The following is a 14,840-nucleotide window of genomic DNA, read 5'->3' on the forward strand; positions in this document are numbered from 1 at the left end:
AAATTATGTAAAAGTAAAATGTTTACGAACCCCCCTTCCTTTTCGAGGAAGCGTTTACAGAATTTTTGAAGAGGATCAAAAAATTCCATACTTATAAACTTCCTTATTATGATTCTACTTAAGTAAATACATCATACATATAGGTCTTTCTTCCGATACTCTGTCATAAATAGGACTTTAAATAAACAGTAGAACGAAGATAAATTTTAAAAAGATTAAATACTTTCCACGAATTAATACTTTGATTCTGTCTATCCATAGAAAAAAGGCTGCACGAATGCAACCTCTCTTTACTAATTTGGGACAAGTATTCTTTCCCACTATTACGGCTTTTCCACTTACTTAAACAAATCGAGTAGCTTTGCAAAAAATCCTTTGTCTTCCTTACTTTCGGTTTTTTCTGCTGTTTCTGGCTCTTCTATTTGAATACTTTCGGTCTTAATCACAAATTGCACAAGATTTACATGTTCATTTTGGTCAGAGGCAAACGAGATTGCTTCAAAATCGGACTTATCAAATTCTGAAATCATTTTGTCTACTTCTTCTTTCATTTGCTCTGGTAAATCCTTAGTGGATTCATATAATTCACCTGTACCATCATGAAGTTCACTAACACCATTATCTAGTTCACTTGTACCGTTAGACAATTTTACAATCCCATTATGCATGTCACGATAAGACTCAGATAATTGGACAACTCCACCTGTATAGTCAACCAATCCAGAGTGGAATGTTTTGTAGTTGGTGGATAATTCTGCTAGACCCTTTTGTAATTGGGTAAAAGAGCTTGCAGCATCTGAGGTTTCTAGTTGAGTAGAAACTTCAGTTGCCATTGTATCTAGATTCTCTGCTACTTTGGTTAGTCCGTTGCTGAGATCACTAAGTGCAGTGTCGATAGCTGTAAACATTGGTTCAACTTTTGAATAGGTTCCTTTTACCGTTTGTGCAGCTGAATAATTATCGAGTAATTTTTTTACGACTTCTTGATTTGCATCGCTAGCTTCTAAGTCTGAAATTTCATCCTGGGTGAGCCCTGCTCCAGGAATAGCAGCAATTGCTTGTTTTAATGCCCCAAAGGAAGTGGCATAGTTGGTTTTCAATGTACCTAATCCTGTCGCAGTTTCTCTTAGTTCAGTTGAGATTTGCTTTAATCCATTGACTAACTCTTCAAAACCACCTAGATTCATGTCCTCAGAACCTTCACCTAGTGAATGACTAATCTGGGCAAGAACTTCATCAATGGTTTTAGATCCATTCACAATATCAGAAGACGCCACACTAATATCAGACATTCCTTTGTTAAATTGAGCAGATCCTTTACTAAGATCATGAACACCATTATTTAGCTCAGATACGCCACTCTTTAACTCACCTACCCCGTTGTGTAACTGAGAAATTGCATCTGTTAAAGAAGCCATATCACCAGTCATATCATCTATGTCTGGTGCTTCAATTGACATGGAGGATGGTACAGCCGTAATGTTAATTCCGTCAAGCTCAAAACCGACTACATCCGCCTTGAGTACAAGTTCCTCCTCAGTTTCAGGCATGACGGTATACGTCACTTGTTTGTTCTTGCCAGCGTTAGCAAGCATCCCTTTTCCAGCATCAATATTGCTGTAAATGGCTGGATCTAGTGTCAATGAAACCTGTAATAAGTAGTTTGTAAAGAACACTGGATTGATGTCTGTATTTGCAGAAGTAGTAATCTTTATTTGTACATTCCCGTCTTTTCCAGCAAGCTCCAACGGGTTTATTTTTTGGCCGTCTAACAAATACGTAACAGAAATATCCCAAGGTAATGCCTTGTCTTTGAGTGACCCTTGATAATAAAATTTCCCTTCAGGTGCTTCAATCTCAACTTGATTGTCTTTCGTACCTATCTCAGATAAGTCCGTTAAATTTTTCAACGTTGAGTATGAACCATAGTCCGTAATTTTACCTGCTTGTTCAATATCCAATGTGTTAACCACATAAATTTCTTGTTGTGTCCCTGCAGCATTCAATGTCGCATAGACGACCTCATCTTTTGATGAGATTTTCCCCTCATTTGTAGCCGCATTAGCAAGAAATGACGGCAATATTAGAGTGCTTGCAAGTAAGAGCAGTAGAACCTTTTGTAGTCTCTTCATCCTCATTTCTCCTTATAATAATTTGCTTTCCATGTTGTTTTTTCGATTAGTTTATCAAAGACCAATAGCATTGCAGGTAGGAAGAATACCACCATGATAAACGCAAGCAATGCCCCTCTTCCTAATAAAAGCCCAATTGACGACACAATCGGATTTGAAGAGGTAAAGGCTAAGATAAAACCGACACTTGATAAAATTGCTGCCGATACACCAATTGAGAAAATTTTCTCATTGAGCGTTTTCTTGATTGCTTTAAGAGCTGACATTTGTTTGCGATTACCTGTGTAATCCTCAGTCAATAGAATCGCATAATCGACTGTTGCCGCAAGCTGTACCGTAGAGATAATTAAATAACCAACATACACTAACGACGAATCCGTAAAATATGGAACCGAGAGATTAATCCAAACTGCTGTCTGGATCGTTAGCAGCAGTACAATTGGATACGAAATGGATTTGAATGTGACAATTAGGACAAGCGCAATGGTCAGCACCGTTAATAGATTGACCAATGCATTATCCTTTTGGACGGTATTTTTAATATCGTATAATGTCACGCTCTCCCCTAGAGTAAGTGCCTCTTCACCATAATAGTCCTTAGCGGTTTGTTGGATTTTTTCAATTAAATGAAATGCCTCGTCACCTTCGTTTTTGGTTGTAGTATTAATAATAATTCGACTATAATCTTCAGAATAAAATTGTTTTGTAATCGATTCGTCCAGATATTCTGGTGGTATCGCGCTACTGACCGTGTTTACATAGGCAAGTACACTTGACACCTGATCAATTTTTTCAATGTCCTGGACAATCGCTTCTTCCTTTGCAATATCCCCATTCGGTACAAGTAAAACCATTGGCGTATAAGCACCAAACTGTTCCTGGATTTCCAGTTTGTCACTACCTGCCCTCATCGATTCAGGTTGATCACCCAGTCCATAAATAAAATTTGTCTCACTCTGCGCCAAAAATGCAGGTACAATGATTAAAAGTACAAGAAGTAAAACTGGGAATCTCGTTTTCACAACAAGACTGCCGACTCTCTTGAAGTTCGGAATTATCGGTCTGTGCTGTGTTTTATCAATCCACTTATAAAATAAAAGGGTAAGTGCTGGTAAAAACACCATAACACTAATGAAGCTAAGTAAAATTCCCTTAACAAGGTTGATTCCTAGGTCTGAACCGATTTCGAAATTCATTAGTGACAAAGCCATAAACCCGAAAAAGGTAGTTGACGCACTAGCTGTAATGGCTGGGAACGACTTTTTCATCGCGAGCTGCATCGCTTCCTTTGGATCAGCTACAGTTTTTCGGTAGTCTGTAAAACTATGAAGCAAAAAGATCGCGTAGTCGAGTGAAACCGCAAGCTGTAAAATCGGTGCAACCGATTGGGTAACAAACGATACTTCTCCTAGAAAAATATTTGTACCAAGGTTAATAAGTACGGATACTCCAATTGCAGTTAAGAAAAAGACTGGCTCAATCCATGAGTTTGTCGATAAGATTAAGATGATGATAATAATCGGTACCAACAACAAACCTGCATATAGTGATTCTTGGCCGGCCATTTTTTGAGAGGTTGCAGTATCAAGTGCCTCTCCCGCCATTGCATGATCTTCACCAATGACTTCATATATCGCATCAGTGACCGCAACTTCGTCTCCTTTACGAACCGTTAAAGAAAAGAGCGCATCATTTTCTTTATAATAAGACTCGACAGTTTCTTGATCAGCCACTTCGATAGGTGTCTTAATATCGATAGCATCATCTAACCAAGTTACATCGGAAACACCATCAATTCCAGAAAGCTTCTTTTTAAAATCAAGTGCTTCCTGTATCGTTACATCATGAATCATGACTCTCGTATTAGGAACAGCCCCATCAAATTCTTCTTCCATAATCTCCATTGCTTTTACCGAGGGAGCATCCTCAGGCAAATAGTCAACCATATCATAGTTAACGGCAACTCCAAACTGAACGATCGTTGCGACAATGGTGAGAACCATGAACGTAATAACGACAGATTTTTTATGTTTTATTATTCGTGCTGCAATTTCTATTTTGATTCACCCTCTCTTGCATAAGCGACAATTCCACTATAATATTATATCGACACGGTGTTGGCCAATCAACAAACAGTTTAGTAAAATGAGTAGGTTCTCCAACACAACCAACTAATATGTTGGATATCTTTTCGAAAAGGAGGATGTGCATTTGAATACTTCCAAAATGGACAGACGAAAACAATATACACGCATGGTACTCAAGGAGAGCATTATTTCCCTGCTTAAGGTGAAATCGATTTCCGCTATAACGGTAAAGGAGATTTGTGAGGAAGCTGATATCAATCGCTCCACATTCTATGCCCATTACTCCGACCAATTTGATCTTCTGGATAAAGTAGAAGAAGAAATCATACAGGATATGATTAAATACCTCAATCAATATAATTTTGACAAAGAAGACGAAACCTTACAAATGACTGAAAAATTGCTGGAATACATCGTCACAAACAAAGACGTATGCCATACATTATTGAACGAAAATGTAGACACCGCCTTTCAACAAAAGGTAATGGATATCGTGCATCGATACCTTATGAAAAATTGGGCCGGTGGCTCTCTCGATGAGAATGTTTCAGAGTATTTTAGTACCTTTATTATAAGCGGAAGCATTTATGTCATAAAAAGGTGGTTGAAAAATGGAATGGATAAGCCACCAAGAGAATTGGCAGAGCTCGTCAATAACATCATCAATAAGGGATTAGCTGCCGTGAAGTGAATAGAGGGTTTAATAAAAGTGGCTGGATGATTCGGTCACTCTTTACATAAAAAAACAGGACCACTTCATGGGTCCTGTCTCTACATACGATTATTCACTTTCCTGCTCTTGGTCTTGGTCAAACCAAAGCTTTTCTTTGTCATCAACATCACCATTGTAATTAATAAGAATTTCATCCCCTGCTTTTATGTCTGTGTAGGCATAGAATTCAAATGTGTGATTGTCGAAGTTAATTTCGTAAAAAGCGTTCGGTTCATAAGCATGGTTGAATAACATGCCATATCCAAGAAGAATTGCCGTATGGTTGATTCCATACTCAAATGCATAGTCAGCGAGTAAGGTTTTCTCAATATGATGGTGCTGGTCATTAGGATATGCAATGACAGGAGCTTCATGGATTAATTGCCCTTTTTTAATATCCTCAGTTGCAAATACCCCTCGATTGAATTCTCCATTACTTAGTGAAGATGTTTTTATTTCGATCATGTTGTCGCCCTACCTAGTTCTTTAGATTTTCTCTTTAACCATACCATTAATTCCATAAAATAAAAACATTCTTATATATTCCCTATTACAAAGAGTGTTATTAGCGGAAAATTCACTAGATTTCTGCCCCAATTTAATAGAAAACAAGCTTTTGTACCATTCATTTCATCACCTGCTACATATAGTAAGATTGAGACGTCTCCTACAAAGTTATTTTGAAAGGAGGTCGAACAGATGTTAACTGCATTGCTTATCGCTTTAATCTTGTTCGTAGCACTGGTTGTAGCTGTATTATTTGGTTCTCCGGCTCAGCGCAATATCGTTAGAGAAGCTATTGATGATATCTTACAAACAATCTAACGAAGAATGGACTGAAACCAAGAAGTTCCTTGGATAGTATTCTATCTGAGGGACTCTCTTATATCAATTGAATCATAAGTGGGGTGAAAATAATGACTGAAAATAACGAACAGGTAACAAATAATATGAATGATAATAATGAAGAAAAAAACAAGGATATCTCAAAGGAATTAGATGGTTTAATGGAGGTTGCAAATAACTTGTTTAGTGAAGATACGTTAAGTAAACTAACTGCGAAATTAGAGGAAGTTTCCACTCCTCAAGAGAAAGATTTATTATCAAAACTTGGTAACCTACAGAATCTATCAGGTTTGAATTTAAATGGGGTGAATGGATTAAATGGCCTTGGAGGGCTACTCAAACAATTCACCGGGAATTCAAACAAAAAAGAAATCAATGAAGCATTACAGGACATCTCTGAAAAATTAGACCAATTAGATAAAAAAAAAGATGACTCCCAACACACAGGAACACAAACCCTATTAAATGAACTCAATGTACGATTATCAAATCTAGAAAACAAAATAGCTTCTATTCATTCTATGCAAAATTCCCTTTACACTCTTCAATCGGATGTGGATCATCTCCTATATCAATTCGAGGAAATGCAAGAGAAATTAGAGAAAAAGAAGAAAAAGAAAAAATAGGTATTCTCAAATTTGAGAAATTAAAAAATACGATTAATACAAGGCTCCGCCTCCAACGACTATGGGGCCTTTTTATTTTGCTTTACTATTTGTAGAAAAAAATACGGCAACCCGTTATAGTGGATTGCCACAAGTTGGCGCCAATACGCCACTCCTTTGTAAATACGATATTTTTATTTAAATAACTCCTTCGTTGCTTCAATCCATGTCTTGGCCATTAGCATATTACCTGCTGAGTTCATATGAACCCCGTCTGTTGTGAGTGCGAAGTCTTTACCATTTTCCAAGAATGCAAGAAATGCTTGGTGGGTTGGGACGATGAGTGCCTGGTATTTCTCAGCTAATTTATGGACGATATCAACGTATGGTTTTAGTTTTAGGTTCCCTTCAGCATGAATATCCTCAGTTATAACAGTAGGTTCCATTAAAACAATGGATGCATTTGTTTTATCTTTGATACTTGAAAGGATTGAATTATACACGTCTTCGAATTGCTCTGGATAGACTTGAACGATATCAGGAGCATCTAATTGTCGCCACACATCATTGATTCCAATCGAAACTGATACCAAATCTGGTGCTAAGTCAATCACATCATGGTCCCAGCGTAACGCTAAATCTGTTACACGATTCCCACCTATCCCTTTGTTGAGAATATCAAGATCACGCTCTGGATACGTAACCTTTAAATAATCATGTAGTAAGCGTACATATCCTGTTCCAATGAGATCAGTCTCACTCTTGCCACTATATGTAATACTGTCACCGATAAAAATAATTCGTTGTTTCATATACTTCCCCCTATAAGATAGAATTTTCAGTATTCCTATAATTTCCATCTTACAATCTATCAGAGTTCCCAGCAAGTACTAATCAGAAAGTTTATCAAAGTAATAGATAAGCGACTAGGGTTCCGATTACCCCCATTCCTAAGGCAAATGGCATGTTTCGCAGAGTAATTCGGAACGGACTTTGCTCAGTGCCCATCGCGGTTAACGTTACAAGCAGTCCATATGTTCCAACTGTAAAGGTGGCTACAGATCCTGTTATAAGAACAAGCGCAATACTAACAGGATTCATCACCTCTAACAAAGGTGTAATAACCCCAGTTAAAATACCTACTGTTGCAATTGGATGTATACCAAACATACTAAAAAATACAAATAGAAATTGTAATAGAAACAGGATTACAACCGGATAATCAGAAAGATAGGATAATGGCTTTTGTATCATTTCCAGAAACGACGTATCACCTAAACTTGAAGAAAATAACGATAAGGAAATAAATAGCACAAGAAAATTTTGCATTCTGTTGGTTGTTGATTTCCAATTATTCCAACCGATTGTCCAAAAGCTTCTCCTTCGTTTCATTAATAATGACCAAATGAAAGCAAACGGAAAGATAATAATCGTTACTGTTAAAATAAAGTTTAAATCAAATAGGTTTCCGAACAGTATCACCAGTGTTAGAAATAATATGAGCGCAATGATGAATTGGGCCATTTTTTTCATGATTTTCTTTTTGTTAATTACTGGCTGATTCGAATTACTTACGGCCTTAAACTTATATTTCCTATAGTAAAAATGACCAAAGACAGCATCTAACAAAAACGCAACGACGGCCATCAGGATTAGCCATGGTAATAGTGTGACATATTCAACCCCTGTTGCAAAAATTGATACCGCAACCATAATCTCTAACGGACTCCACAACAGAGCTAAGGAGTATCCTCTAAGTGATGCCGTTGTAATAAATGAATTACGTATCTCTTTACTAAAAGGAGCTAGCGTGTTCTTCAATACATCTTGTGAAATAGTGGCTGCGGACAAATTTAAGAACGCTGCTAAAATGTGTGTCGTTACTGAACTACGTGGATATAGTTTACCTAAATCAGAGACATTTACTTTCATTAGTAGATTCATATTCCGATCAAATCTTCCACTTCTTACGATACTATTCATCCATGGTAACATGGCTAACAGAGTCAATAATGATAGATTTGAAGTTAATAAGCTAGGTAGTATAAGAAATGACTGTTCCGTTGAAAGAAATAAACACCCTCCAATCAGTAAAAATGAACCTCCGAGAATTTTAAATAGGCGTGTTGCCAATGGAAAAGACACAATAAGCATAATGATAGCAAGTATTCCAAGTATGTAGTTGATCGTCTCATTATCGATAAACACATTAATGATGCTAACTAAAAACACAGATGAATAAAAGATATACAGATAACGAGACAACGGATATTGTTTCATTTTTTCCTCCTTCTTCGATGTCTAAGTCAAACAATCAAAGTATAGCATAAGAGGAAAAAACTACAAGATAACCGTTTTGTATACAAAAAAACAGTTCTGATTCGATGAAGAAAACAGAACCGCTTGTAGTATTTCGATTATGGATGTGGAAACTGAATCCGAAATTGAGTACCATCATTTTTTTTGCTCGTAACTTCTAAACTACCTTCTAGAAGCTTAATAATTTTTATAACGGCCATCATTCCAAGACCTGTACCTTCTCTACCTTTCGTTGTGAAAAACGGTTCACCTAATCGGCGAAGTTGTTCATTGTTCATTCCTTCTCCGCTGTCTTTGATTTCAACCACAACACCATTATGACTATGCTCAGTCCTTATGAAAAGATTTCCACCTCCAGGCATCGCCTCTATACAATTTTTCGTAATGTTTAAGAAGCACTGTTGTAAAAGTTGCGGATCACCTTTAATACGACAAGGAACAAGAGCCGTTTGGATATCAACACAGTTCATATTGGCCATAGGCGTAATTACATTTATGGAACGTGTGAGTTCTTGTTCCAAATTAACAATGATATGTTCTTCTGGCGCGGTTTTAGCAAACGTTAAATAATTACCAATAATATCATTCGCACGGTCAATTTCTTGAAGGGATATTTCAATAAACTCATTCCTCTTCTTTTCATCCCATTCATTTTTATGAAGCATTTGTAAGATTCCTTTCACAACCGTAAGCGGATTGCGAACTTCATGAGAGATACTGGAAGCAAGGTGACTCACTACCTCCAATTTCTCCGCTTTGATAATTTGCCGATTCATGTAAGAACTCTCACGTAACATTTCACAAAAATAAACTACAAAAAAGGTGCTTAACATATGAACAAGGAAAAACACAATAATGACCATATAATCAGCTAAATGTAGATGTCCAAATACAAATCGAAGTAATAAAATGAAAGTACAAATAAATAACGAAAAACTACATGCGATTAGGATCCGTTTGTGCTTCGTAGCTTTATTAAATAAATTTTCTATTAATAACAATACTGCAAGAATGACTAAAGTAGAAATTGCTGATGCATAGAAACCACTTCCTAATTCTCCTAAATATAGGCGAAGAATAAGGAAAATAACTACCAAAGTAAAACTAGCTTTTCTGCCAAGATATAAACCACCAACCACCATTGCTATGGTTCGTAAGTCCATGATGATTTCATCACCAATGTGAAACGGAAATAACATACAACTAATCATGGCTACTATAACTGAAACTAATGCGAGTCGATACTTAAACTTGTTAGACACTTTACTATTCGTTTCAATTAGATGAGGAATAAATAAGAGAAAGACTACCAAAAAAAGCATATTTAATAATAATGTTTCTATATATGTAAACACCCTATTCCTCCTATGTCTAGTTAGAAATCATCATAATGACAGGAAATATAAAAATTATTTAGGTGAAATCTAGTATTCTTTTTTATTAGTCAATTTTGCCTTTATTCTATGATTCGAGAGTGCTTTCCTTTTCTCAGGATGATAGTATAATTTCGTCAAAAAATAAGAATTTCCTTCTTTTTTTGATAAAAACAGCCTTTATTTCACAAAAAAATTGGCCCCCACAAGGAGCCATAAATCATCATTTATTTTGCCTTCAATTGTTCAAATAATCTGCCCACATTGACAACTCCAACATTCTTGTACTTACCTAAAATCACAAGCTCTTTTGGTAGTTGTCCAACTTTGTATATTCCGTCTTCATTAAGCTGATTGATGAGGCTGGGTATGCCAGTAAACTTTTCTTTGTTTAGCGGGATGTCTTTTAATGCGTCTGTTAGGATGATGTAATCTGCTTTATAAAATAAAAATAGCTCCCCAGGACGATCAAGAGTAACCTTTCTTCGAATCTTCTCTTCTTCGATGAAGATTCGAAGTTCACTGAAAAATTGCTTGTCATTATTTTCATTAAAACGTTTCACATGTTTATGCAAATCTTCAAGATTACTAGGTAATTCGCTGATGATTCGTGCTTGCTGTTCTGCGCCAAGTCTTATTAAAAACGTCTCTGATTTCTCAAATCGTTGTGGAAGCAAAAAAGCGTCTCGTAGAAAATACGGAACCTCTAATGTATCCCCTTTATAGTGGATCGTTCGTATCGTTGTATATCCCGGTACTTCCATTTGGGTTGGTAGTGAAGTCGTTGCTGCAACTTCTTCCTTGGCTTTATGACCTTGAGTATCTTTTTTTTGCATCGAAGCAACTAATAATGTCTCAAGGGATTTCAATCTAAGTTCCAATTCGGTAATGTCATAGCGGTCTTCCAGTGGTGGAGTAGGATCTTGATATTCAGGTACATCGATTGATAATGAAGTATACACTTCAACAAACCACCTAACAATCGTGTAAATGGCCTCCCAGGAAAGGAGTGCTTCTGAAAAACGAAACATTCTTTTGTCATGTGAAGCCTGGTTTCCTAGTTGGCGAACCAAATGAAGCGCGTCTCTTATCTCAGGTGTGAGAATCCCTTCATTATCTAGGATTGTAAGACGTTCCTTTAATGTTATACGTGGCTCTTCCTTCATTTTCTCAACTAACATCACATGTTGGAGTATATTTTCAACGAGTACCCTCGAATGAGTTAACATCGTACGTGGGCTCGAAAAGATTGTATGCTCCAATTCGCCTGCTAGAAAAGCTAATTCTTTTGAAATAGGTTCTAGGAATCTATAAAAATACTGAGTTGAATTCATGTCTAGTTGGTCCTTTCTTTGATGCAAAACAGATGGCCTGAATCTATAAACTAGACTCAGGCTTCTTTTTAGTCTTTTTATTTTAGACGAAAAAGGAACGACATTCAAGGAATGATTATTGGAATAAGGAACTTAATCTACTGATTACAGCCTAAATGGTATATTACTAGGTCGAATAACGATAAGTGGTATATCGATTACGGGGTAAATGGATAGCACACCACCGATTAACGATAAGTCGTATATCGATTACGAGCTAAACACAATACCAAGCAACAATTAACAATAAGTGGTATCCCGATTACGCACAATACCGTAAACACATCCCCCCTTTTACGAATCCCAGCTGCCCATTGTAGGACCACTTCTTAATCAGATGGAATCATTTCCCTTCCAATGTTCGCAGAATTATGTTAATTTTATAGTATAGTTTAATATTTCTGTTTTCACTAGGGGAACCCTTGATAAGGGCTGAGAAAAAAGTAGTTACTTTGAAACCCTCAATACCTGAACAGGCTTGTACCTGCGTAGGGATGTGGTTTAGGCACTTTTTTTGATGTGTACACATACATATCCAACCACTTTCCTACATTGGAGAGTGGTTTTTTGTTGTGCTCAACCTCTCCTCTCATCACGCAAAAAGGAGAAATCAAATGAAATTAATTGCCGTGACAGATGATCGACAATCAGTAAGAGCTATTGCTGACAAGATTATTGCCATCAAAGATGTGGTTGATTTTGTGCAATTACGTGAGAAATCAAAATCTGTAAAAGAAGTACTCACACTAATTGAATACTTAGTAACCGGTGGTGTGAAAAAAGAAAAATTAATTGTGAACGATCGCTTAGATATAGCGTTGTGTATGGATATACCGTCCGTACATTTACCAGAGCATGGTCTTCCTGTAAAACTGCTGAAGCAACGTTACCCTCACCTACGTGTTGGTTGTAGTGTTCATTCCTTTGAAAAAGCAAAAGAGGTGGAAGCTGATGGAGCAGATTACATTATATACGGACATTGTTTTGAAACCACTAGCAAACAAGGACTGCCTCCACATGGGACCGGGCCTATCGAGCATATGAAAAAGGAACTGACTATTCCGGTTTACGCAATTGGAGGAATAACACTAGACAACTTACCAACAATTAAAGCTGTTGCTGCGGATGGCGTGGCGCTCATGTCGAGTATTTTTTCAACAGATCAGCCCTATTCCATAACAAAAAAGTTCAGTGAGGCGATTTGCGATGAGAACTAATTATGAGGTAGTCGTAATAGGTGGTGGAATTATTGGTTGTTCCATAGCTTACTATTTGGCAGAAGCTCAAATGGATGTTGCAGTATTCGACGGCGGCCAGATTGGTAACAAAACAACGAAGGCTGCTGCTGGTATGCTGGGTGCACATTCTGAAAGCGATGGCGATTTCTCCCTTTTCTTCCCTTTTGCCAGGTCCAGTCAAGCCGAATATATACGATTAAAAGATGAGCTTTATGAGTTAAGTGGGATGGATATTGGCTATAGAACGGGCGGAATTTTAAAGCTAGCATTCTCAGAGCGTGATAAGTCAAATCTCGATCCACTCGTTAAACAACCTACTGTGGATTGGCTGGATTATGAAACAGTGAAAAAAATGCAACCAGAAATCAGTGATACAGTGATTGGCGCCGCCTACATCGCAGATGATGTGAACGTTATTCCTACAAGTACGTGTCTGGCATTTGCAAAAAGCGCCCAAATGCTTGGTGCTTCCATATTTGAAAACTGTCCTGTATATGACATCAAGAAGAATGGAAATGAGTACACCGTTAAAACAGATAATGGCGAAGTTCGGGCAAAGCATATCGTTCTTGCAACAGGCGTGTATAGCAACAGCCTTTTTCAAAACCTCGGTATCTCTGAAAAACTGAAACCTGTAAAAGGTGAAAGCATCATTGTTCATCATGATAAGCCATTTCTTGAGCACACTTTGTTTTATGAAAAATCCTATATCGTTCCTAGAAATAATGGCAAGGTCGTGATTGGTGCAACGATGATTGAGGATGATTGGAGTGATTCGATTAGTCTCCAAAGTGTTGAAGTATTGCTCAAACATGCTAAAACAATGCTCCCTTCATCTATCAATTGGAAGATTGACAGCTTTACTTCTGGATTACGTCCGACAACTTTTGATGGACATCCTTTTATAGGTAGACATCCTGAAGATGAACAGATTTTCATAGCTTGTGGGCACTTCCGCAATGGCATCCTTCTTGCGCCTGCTACTGGGAAAATGATTCGTAATCTAATTTTAAAACAGGAAGTAAACAAAGAGTGGATTGATGCTTTTCGTATTAACAGACAGGAAAAAGTTATGATTTAGGAGGTGAGAGAAATGAGAATCAGACTTAACGGTGAGACTGTAGAAATCCCTGTTGAAGTGAACTCAGTGGATAAGCTGTTGGCTCATTATAAGTTGGAAAATCGAATCGCCATCGTTGAAATAAACGAGGATATTATTCAAAAAGATGATTATAAAACGCAAAAACTTGCAAATGGTGATGTTGTTGAAATCGTTCAATTTGTAGGAGGAGGATAAAGATGTTAACAATAGCCAATTATACTTTTCATTCTAGACTTTTATTAGGTACAGGAAAATACCCTTCTTTCGAAATCCAAAAACAAGCTGTGGAGGTTTCAGATGCTGAAATCTTAACGTTTGCAGTAAGAAGAATGAATATTTTTGAAGAAAGTCAGCCCAACTTTTTAGAGCAGCTAGACTTAACAAAATATACTCTACTACCAAATACTGCAGGAGCAAAAACAGCTGAAGAAGCGGTACGAATTGCAAAGCTAGCAAAGGCATCTGGATTATGTGACATGATCAAGGTTGAGGTTATTGGTGATGATAGATCGCTTTTACCAGATCCTGTTGAAACGTTGAAGGCATCTGAAATGCTCCTCGAAGAAGGATTCATCGTATTGCCTTATACTTCAGATGATGTCGTGCTTGCTAAGCGTTTAGAGGACCTCGGTGTTCATGCGATAATGCCGGGCGCTAGTCCCATTGGCTCTGGCAAAGGAATCATAAATCCCTTGAATTTAAAATTTATAATCGAACAATCCCAAGTACCAGTTATCATTGATGCTGGAATTGGTTCACCCAAGGATGTTGCCTACGCAATGGAACTTGGAGCAGATGGCGTTCTTCTTAATACGGCCGTGTCAGGCGCTAAGGATCCTGTAAAAATGGCCCGAGCTGTGAAGCTTGCATTAGAAGCAGGAAGATTAGGCTTTGAAGCTGGACGCATCGAAGAAAAAGACTATGCAGTGGCTAGTAGTCCATTAACAGGTCTTGTAGGGTCTTAACTCATGGAAGACCATTTCGTTAGCAAGTAGCTGTTAGAAATTCTTCAGATTATTATCCTCCATATTACACACTCTAAGACTGGAGGTG

14 protein-coding genes and 1 riboswitch are annotated in these 14,840 nt (G+C 37.3%); of the genes, 7 read left to right on the forward strand and 7 right to left on the reverse strand.

The annotated features are described in order from the left end of the window. Positions 1 to 338: 338 nt before the first annotated feature. Complete coding sequence (locus CZ490_RS06455) at positions 339 to 2,132, reverse strand: hypothetical protein (protein WP_077618132.1); 1,794 nt, start codon at positions 2,130 to 2,132, stop codon at positions 339 to 341. A 2-nt stretch (positions 2,133 to 2,134) separates the two neighbouring features. After that, complete coding sequence (locus CZ490_RS06460; protein ID WP_077618133.1) at positions 2,135 to 4,135, reverse strand: efflux RND transporter permease subunit; 2,001 nt, start codon at positions 4,133 to 4,135, stop codon at positions 2,135 to 2,137. Between the two features lie 202 nt (positions 4,136 to 4,337). Between CZ490_RS06460 and CZ490_RS06470 the strand changes: the two genes are divergently transcribed. After that, positions 4,338 to 4,910, forward strand: a complete 573-nt coding sequence (locus tag CZ490_RS06470) for a TetR/AcrR family transcriptional regulator (protein WP_327078401.1) — start codon at positions 4,338 to 4,340, stop codon at positions 4,908 to 4,910. Between the two features lie 90 nt (positions 4,911 to 5,000). Here CZ490_RS06470 and CZ490_RS06475 read toward each other — a convergent pair whose 3' ends face one another. Beyond that, positions 5,001 to 5,396 (reverse strand): SET domain-containing protein, encoded by a 396-nt coding sequence (locus tag CZ490_RS06475; RefSeq protein WP_077618135.1) that lies wholly within the window; start codon positions 5,394 to 5,396, stop codon positions 5,001 to 5,003. A 234-nt stretch (positions 5,397 to 5,630) separates the two neighbouring features. On the opposite strand from CZ490_RS06475, the gene CZ490_RS22805 reads away from it, so the two are divergent. Both CZ490_RS22805 and CZ490_RS06480 read left to right on the forward strand, forming a co-directional pair. Beyond that, on the forward strand, positions 5,631 to 5,756 hold the full coding sequence (locus tag CZ490_RS22805; RefSeq protein WP_268762039.1) for a hypothetical protein: 126 nt from the start codon (positions 5,631 to 5,633) through the stop codon (positions 5,754 to 5,756). A 92-nt stretch (positions 5,757 to 5,848) separates the two neighbouring features. Continuing rightward, positions 5,849 to 6,403, forward strand: coding sequence for a hypothetical protein (locus CZ490_RS06480; RefSeq protein WP_077618136.1), 555 nt, complete (start codon positions 5,849 to 5,851; stop codon positions 6,401 to 6,403). Positions 6,404 to 6,576: 173 nt separating this feature from the next. Here the strand turns inward: CZ490_RS06480 and CZ490_RS06485 are convergent, their stop codons facing one another. The 4 genes from CZ490_RS06485 to CZ490_RS06500 form a co-directional block, all read right to left on the reverse strand. Then, the gene (locus CZ490_RS06485; RefSeq protein WP_077618137.1) at positions 6,577 to 7,194 is read right to left on the reverse strand and encodes an SGNH/GDSL hydrolase family protein; all 618 of its coding nucleotides are present in this window, start codon (positions 7,192 to 7,194) and stop codon (positions 6,577 to 6,579) included. 94 nt (positions 7,195 to 7,288) lie between these two features. Next, positions 7,289 to 8,662: a hypothetical protein gene (locus tag CZ490_RS06490; protein ID WP_077618138.1), complete on the reverse strand. Its 1,374-nt coding sequence runs from the start codon at positions 8,660 to 8,662 to the stop codon at positions 7,289 to 7,291. A 137-nt stretch (positions 8,663 to 8,799) separates the two neighbouring features. Next, on the reverse strand, positions 8,800 to 10,056 hold the full coding sequence (locus tag CZ490_RS06495) for an ATP-binding protein (RefSeq protein WP_077618139.1): 1,257 nt from the start codon (positions 10,054 to 10,056) through the stop codon (positions 8,800 to 8,802). Between the two features lie 245 nt (positions 10,057 to 10,301). Next, positions 10,302 to 11,435, reverse strand: coding sequence for a DUF4145 domain-containing protein (locus CZ490_RS06500; RefSeq protein WP_327078402.1), 1,134 nt, complete (start codon positions 11,433 to 11,435; stop codon positions 10,302 to 10,304). Between the two features lie 414 nt (positions 11,436 to 11,849). Further along, a riboswitch (TPP riboswitch) is annotated at positions 11,850 to 11,959 on the forward strand. Between the two features lie 102 nt (positions 11,960 to 12,061). Between CZ490_RS06500 and CZ490_RS06505 the strand changes: the two genes are divergently transcribed. Genes CZ490_RS06505 through CZ490_RS06520 form a run of 4 tightly spaced genes read left to right on the forward strand, consistent with a single transcriptional unit; the run spans position 12,062 to position 14,752 of the window. Further along, a complete protein-coding gene (locus tag CZ490_RS06505; RefSeq protein ID WP_077618141.1) occupies positions 12,062 to 12,664 on the forward strand; it encodes a thiamine phosphate synthase in 603 nt (200 codons plus the stop codon). After that, entirely contained in the window at positions 12,654 to 13,766 is a 1,113-nt protein-coding gene (thiO, locus tag CZ490_RS06510; protein ID WP_077618142.1) for a glycine oxidase ThiO, read from the forward strand. The genes CZ490_RS06505 and thiO overlap by 11 nt, the downstream gene beginning before the upstream one ends. A gap of 12 nt (positions 13,767 to 13,778) precedes the next feature. Next, a complete protein-coding gene (gene thiS, locus CZ490_RS06515; protein WP_077618143.1) occupies positions 13,779 to 13,982 on the forward strand; it encodes a sulfur carrier protein ThiS in 204 nt (67 codons plus the stop codon). 2 nt (positions 13,983 to 13,984) lie between these two features. Continuing rightward, positions 13,985 to 14,752 (forward strand): thiazole synthase, encoded by a 768-nt coding sequence (locus CZ490_RS06520; RefSeq protein ID WP_077618144.1) that lies wholly within the window; start codon positions 13,985 to 13,987, stop codon positions 14,750 to 14,752. Positions 14,753 to 14,840 lie beyond the last annotated feature (88 nt).

It is taken from the genome of Litchfieldia sinesaloumensis (assembly GCF_900156865.1).
Taxonomy (GTDB): domain Bacteria; phylum Bacillota; class Bacilli; order Bacillales; family Bacillaceae_L; genus Ferdinandcohnia; species Ferdinandcohnia sinesaloumensis.

What these genes read in the sequence shown, in the direction of transcription:
- thiO (WP_077618142.1), top strand. Translation starts at nt 12,654, where the DNA reads ATGAGAACTAATTATGAGGTAGTCGTAATAGGTGGTGGAATTATTGGT.
- CZ490_RS22805 (WP_268762039.1), top strand. Translation starts at nt 5,631, where the DNA reads ATGTTAACTGCATTGCTTATCGCTTTAATCTTGTTCGTAGCACTGGTT.
- CZ490_RS06505 (WP_077618141.1), top strand. Translation starts at nt 12,062, where the DNA reads ATGAAATTAATTGCCGTGACAGATGATCGACAATCAGTAAGAGCTATT.
- CZ490_RS06480 (WP_077618136.1), top strand. Translation starts at nt 5,849, where the DNA reads ATGACTGAAAATAACGAACAGGTAACAAATAATATGAATGATAATAAT.
- CZ490_RS06475 (WP_077618135.1), bottom strand. Translation starts at nt 5,396, where the DNA reads ATGATCGAAATAAAAACATCTTCACTAAGTAATGGAGAATTCAATCGA.
- thiS (WP_077618143.1), top strand. Translation starts at nt 13,779, where the DNA reads ATGAGAATCAGACTTAACGGTGAGACTGTAGAAATCCCTGTTGAAGTG.
- CZ490_RS06455 (WP_077618132.1), bottom strand. Translation starts at nt 2,132, where the DNA reads ATGAAGAGACTACAAAAGGTTCTACTGCTCTTACTTGCAAGCACTCTA.
- CZ490_RS06460 (WP_077618133.1), bottom strand. Translation starts at nt 4,135, where the DNA reads ATGGTTCTCACCATTGTCGCAACGATCGTTCAGTTTGGAGTTGCCGTT.
- CZ490_RS06490 (WP_077618138.1), bottom strand. Translation starts at nt 8,662, where the DNA reads ATGAAACAATATCCGTTGTCTCGTTATCTGTATATCTTTTATTCATCT.
- CZ490_RS06520 (WP_077618144.1), top strand. Translation starts at nt 13,985, where the DNA reads ATGTTAACAATAGCCAATTATACTTTTCATTCTAGACTTTTATTAGGT.
- CZ490_RS06485 (WP_077618137.1), bottom strand. Translation starts at nt 7,194, where the DNA reads ATGAAACAACGAATTATTTTTATCGGTGACAGTATTACATATAGTGGC.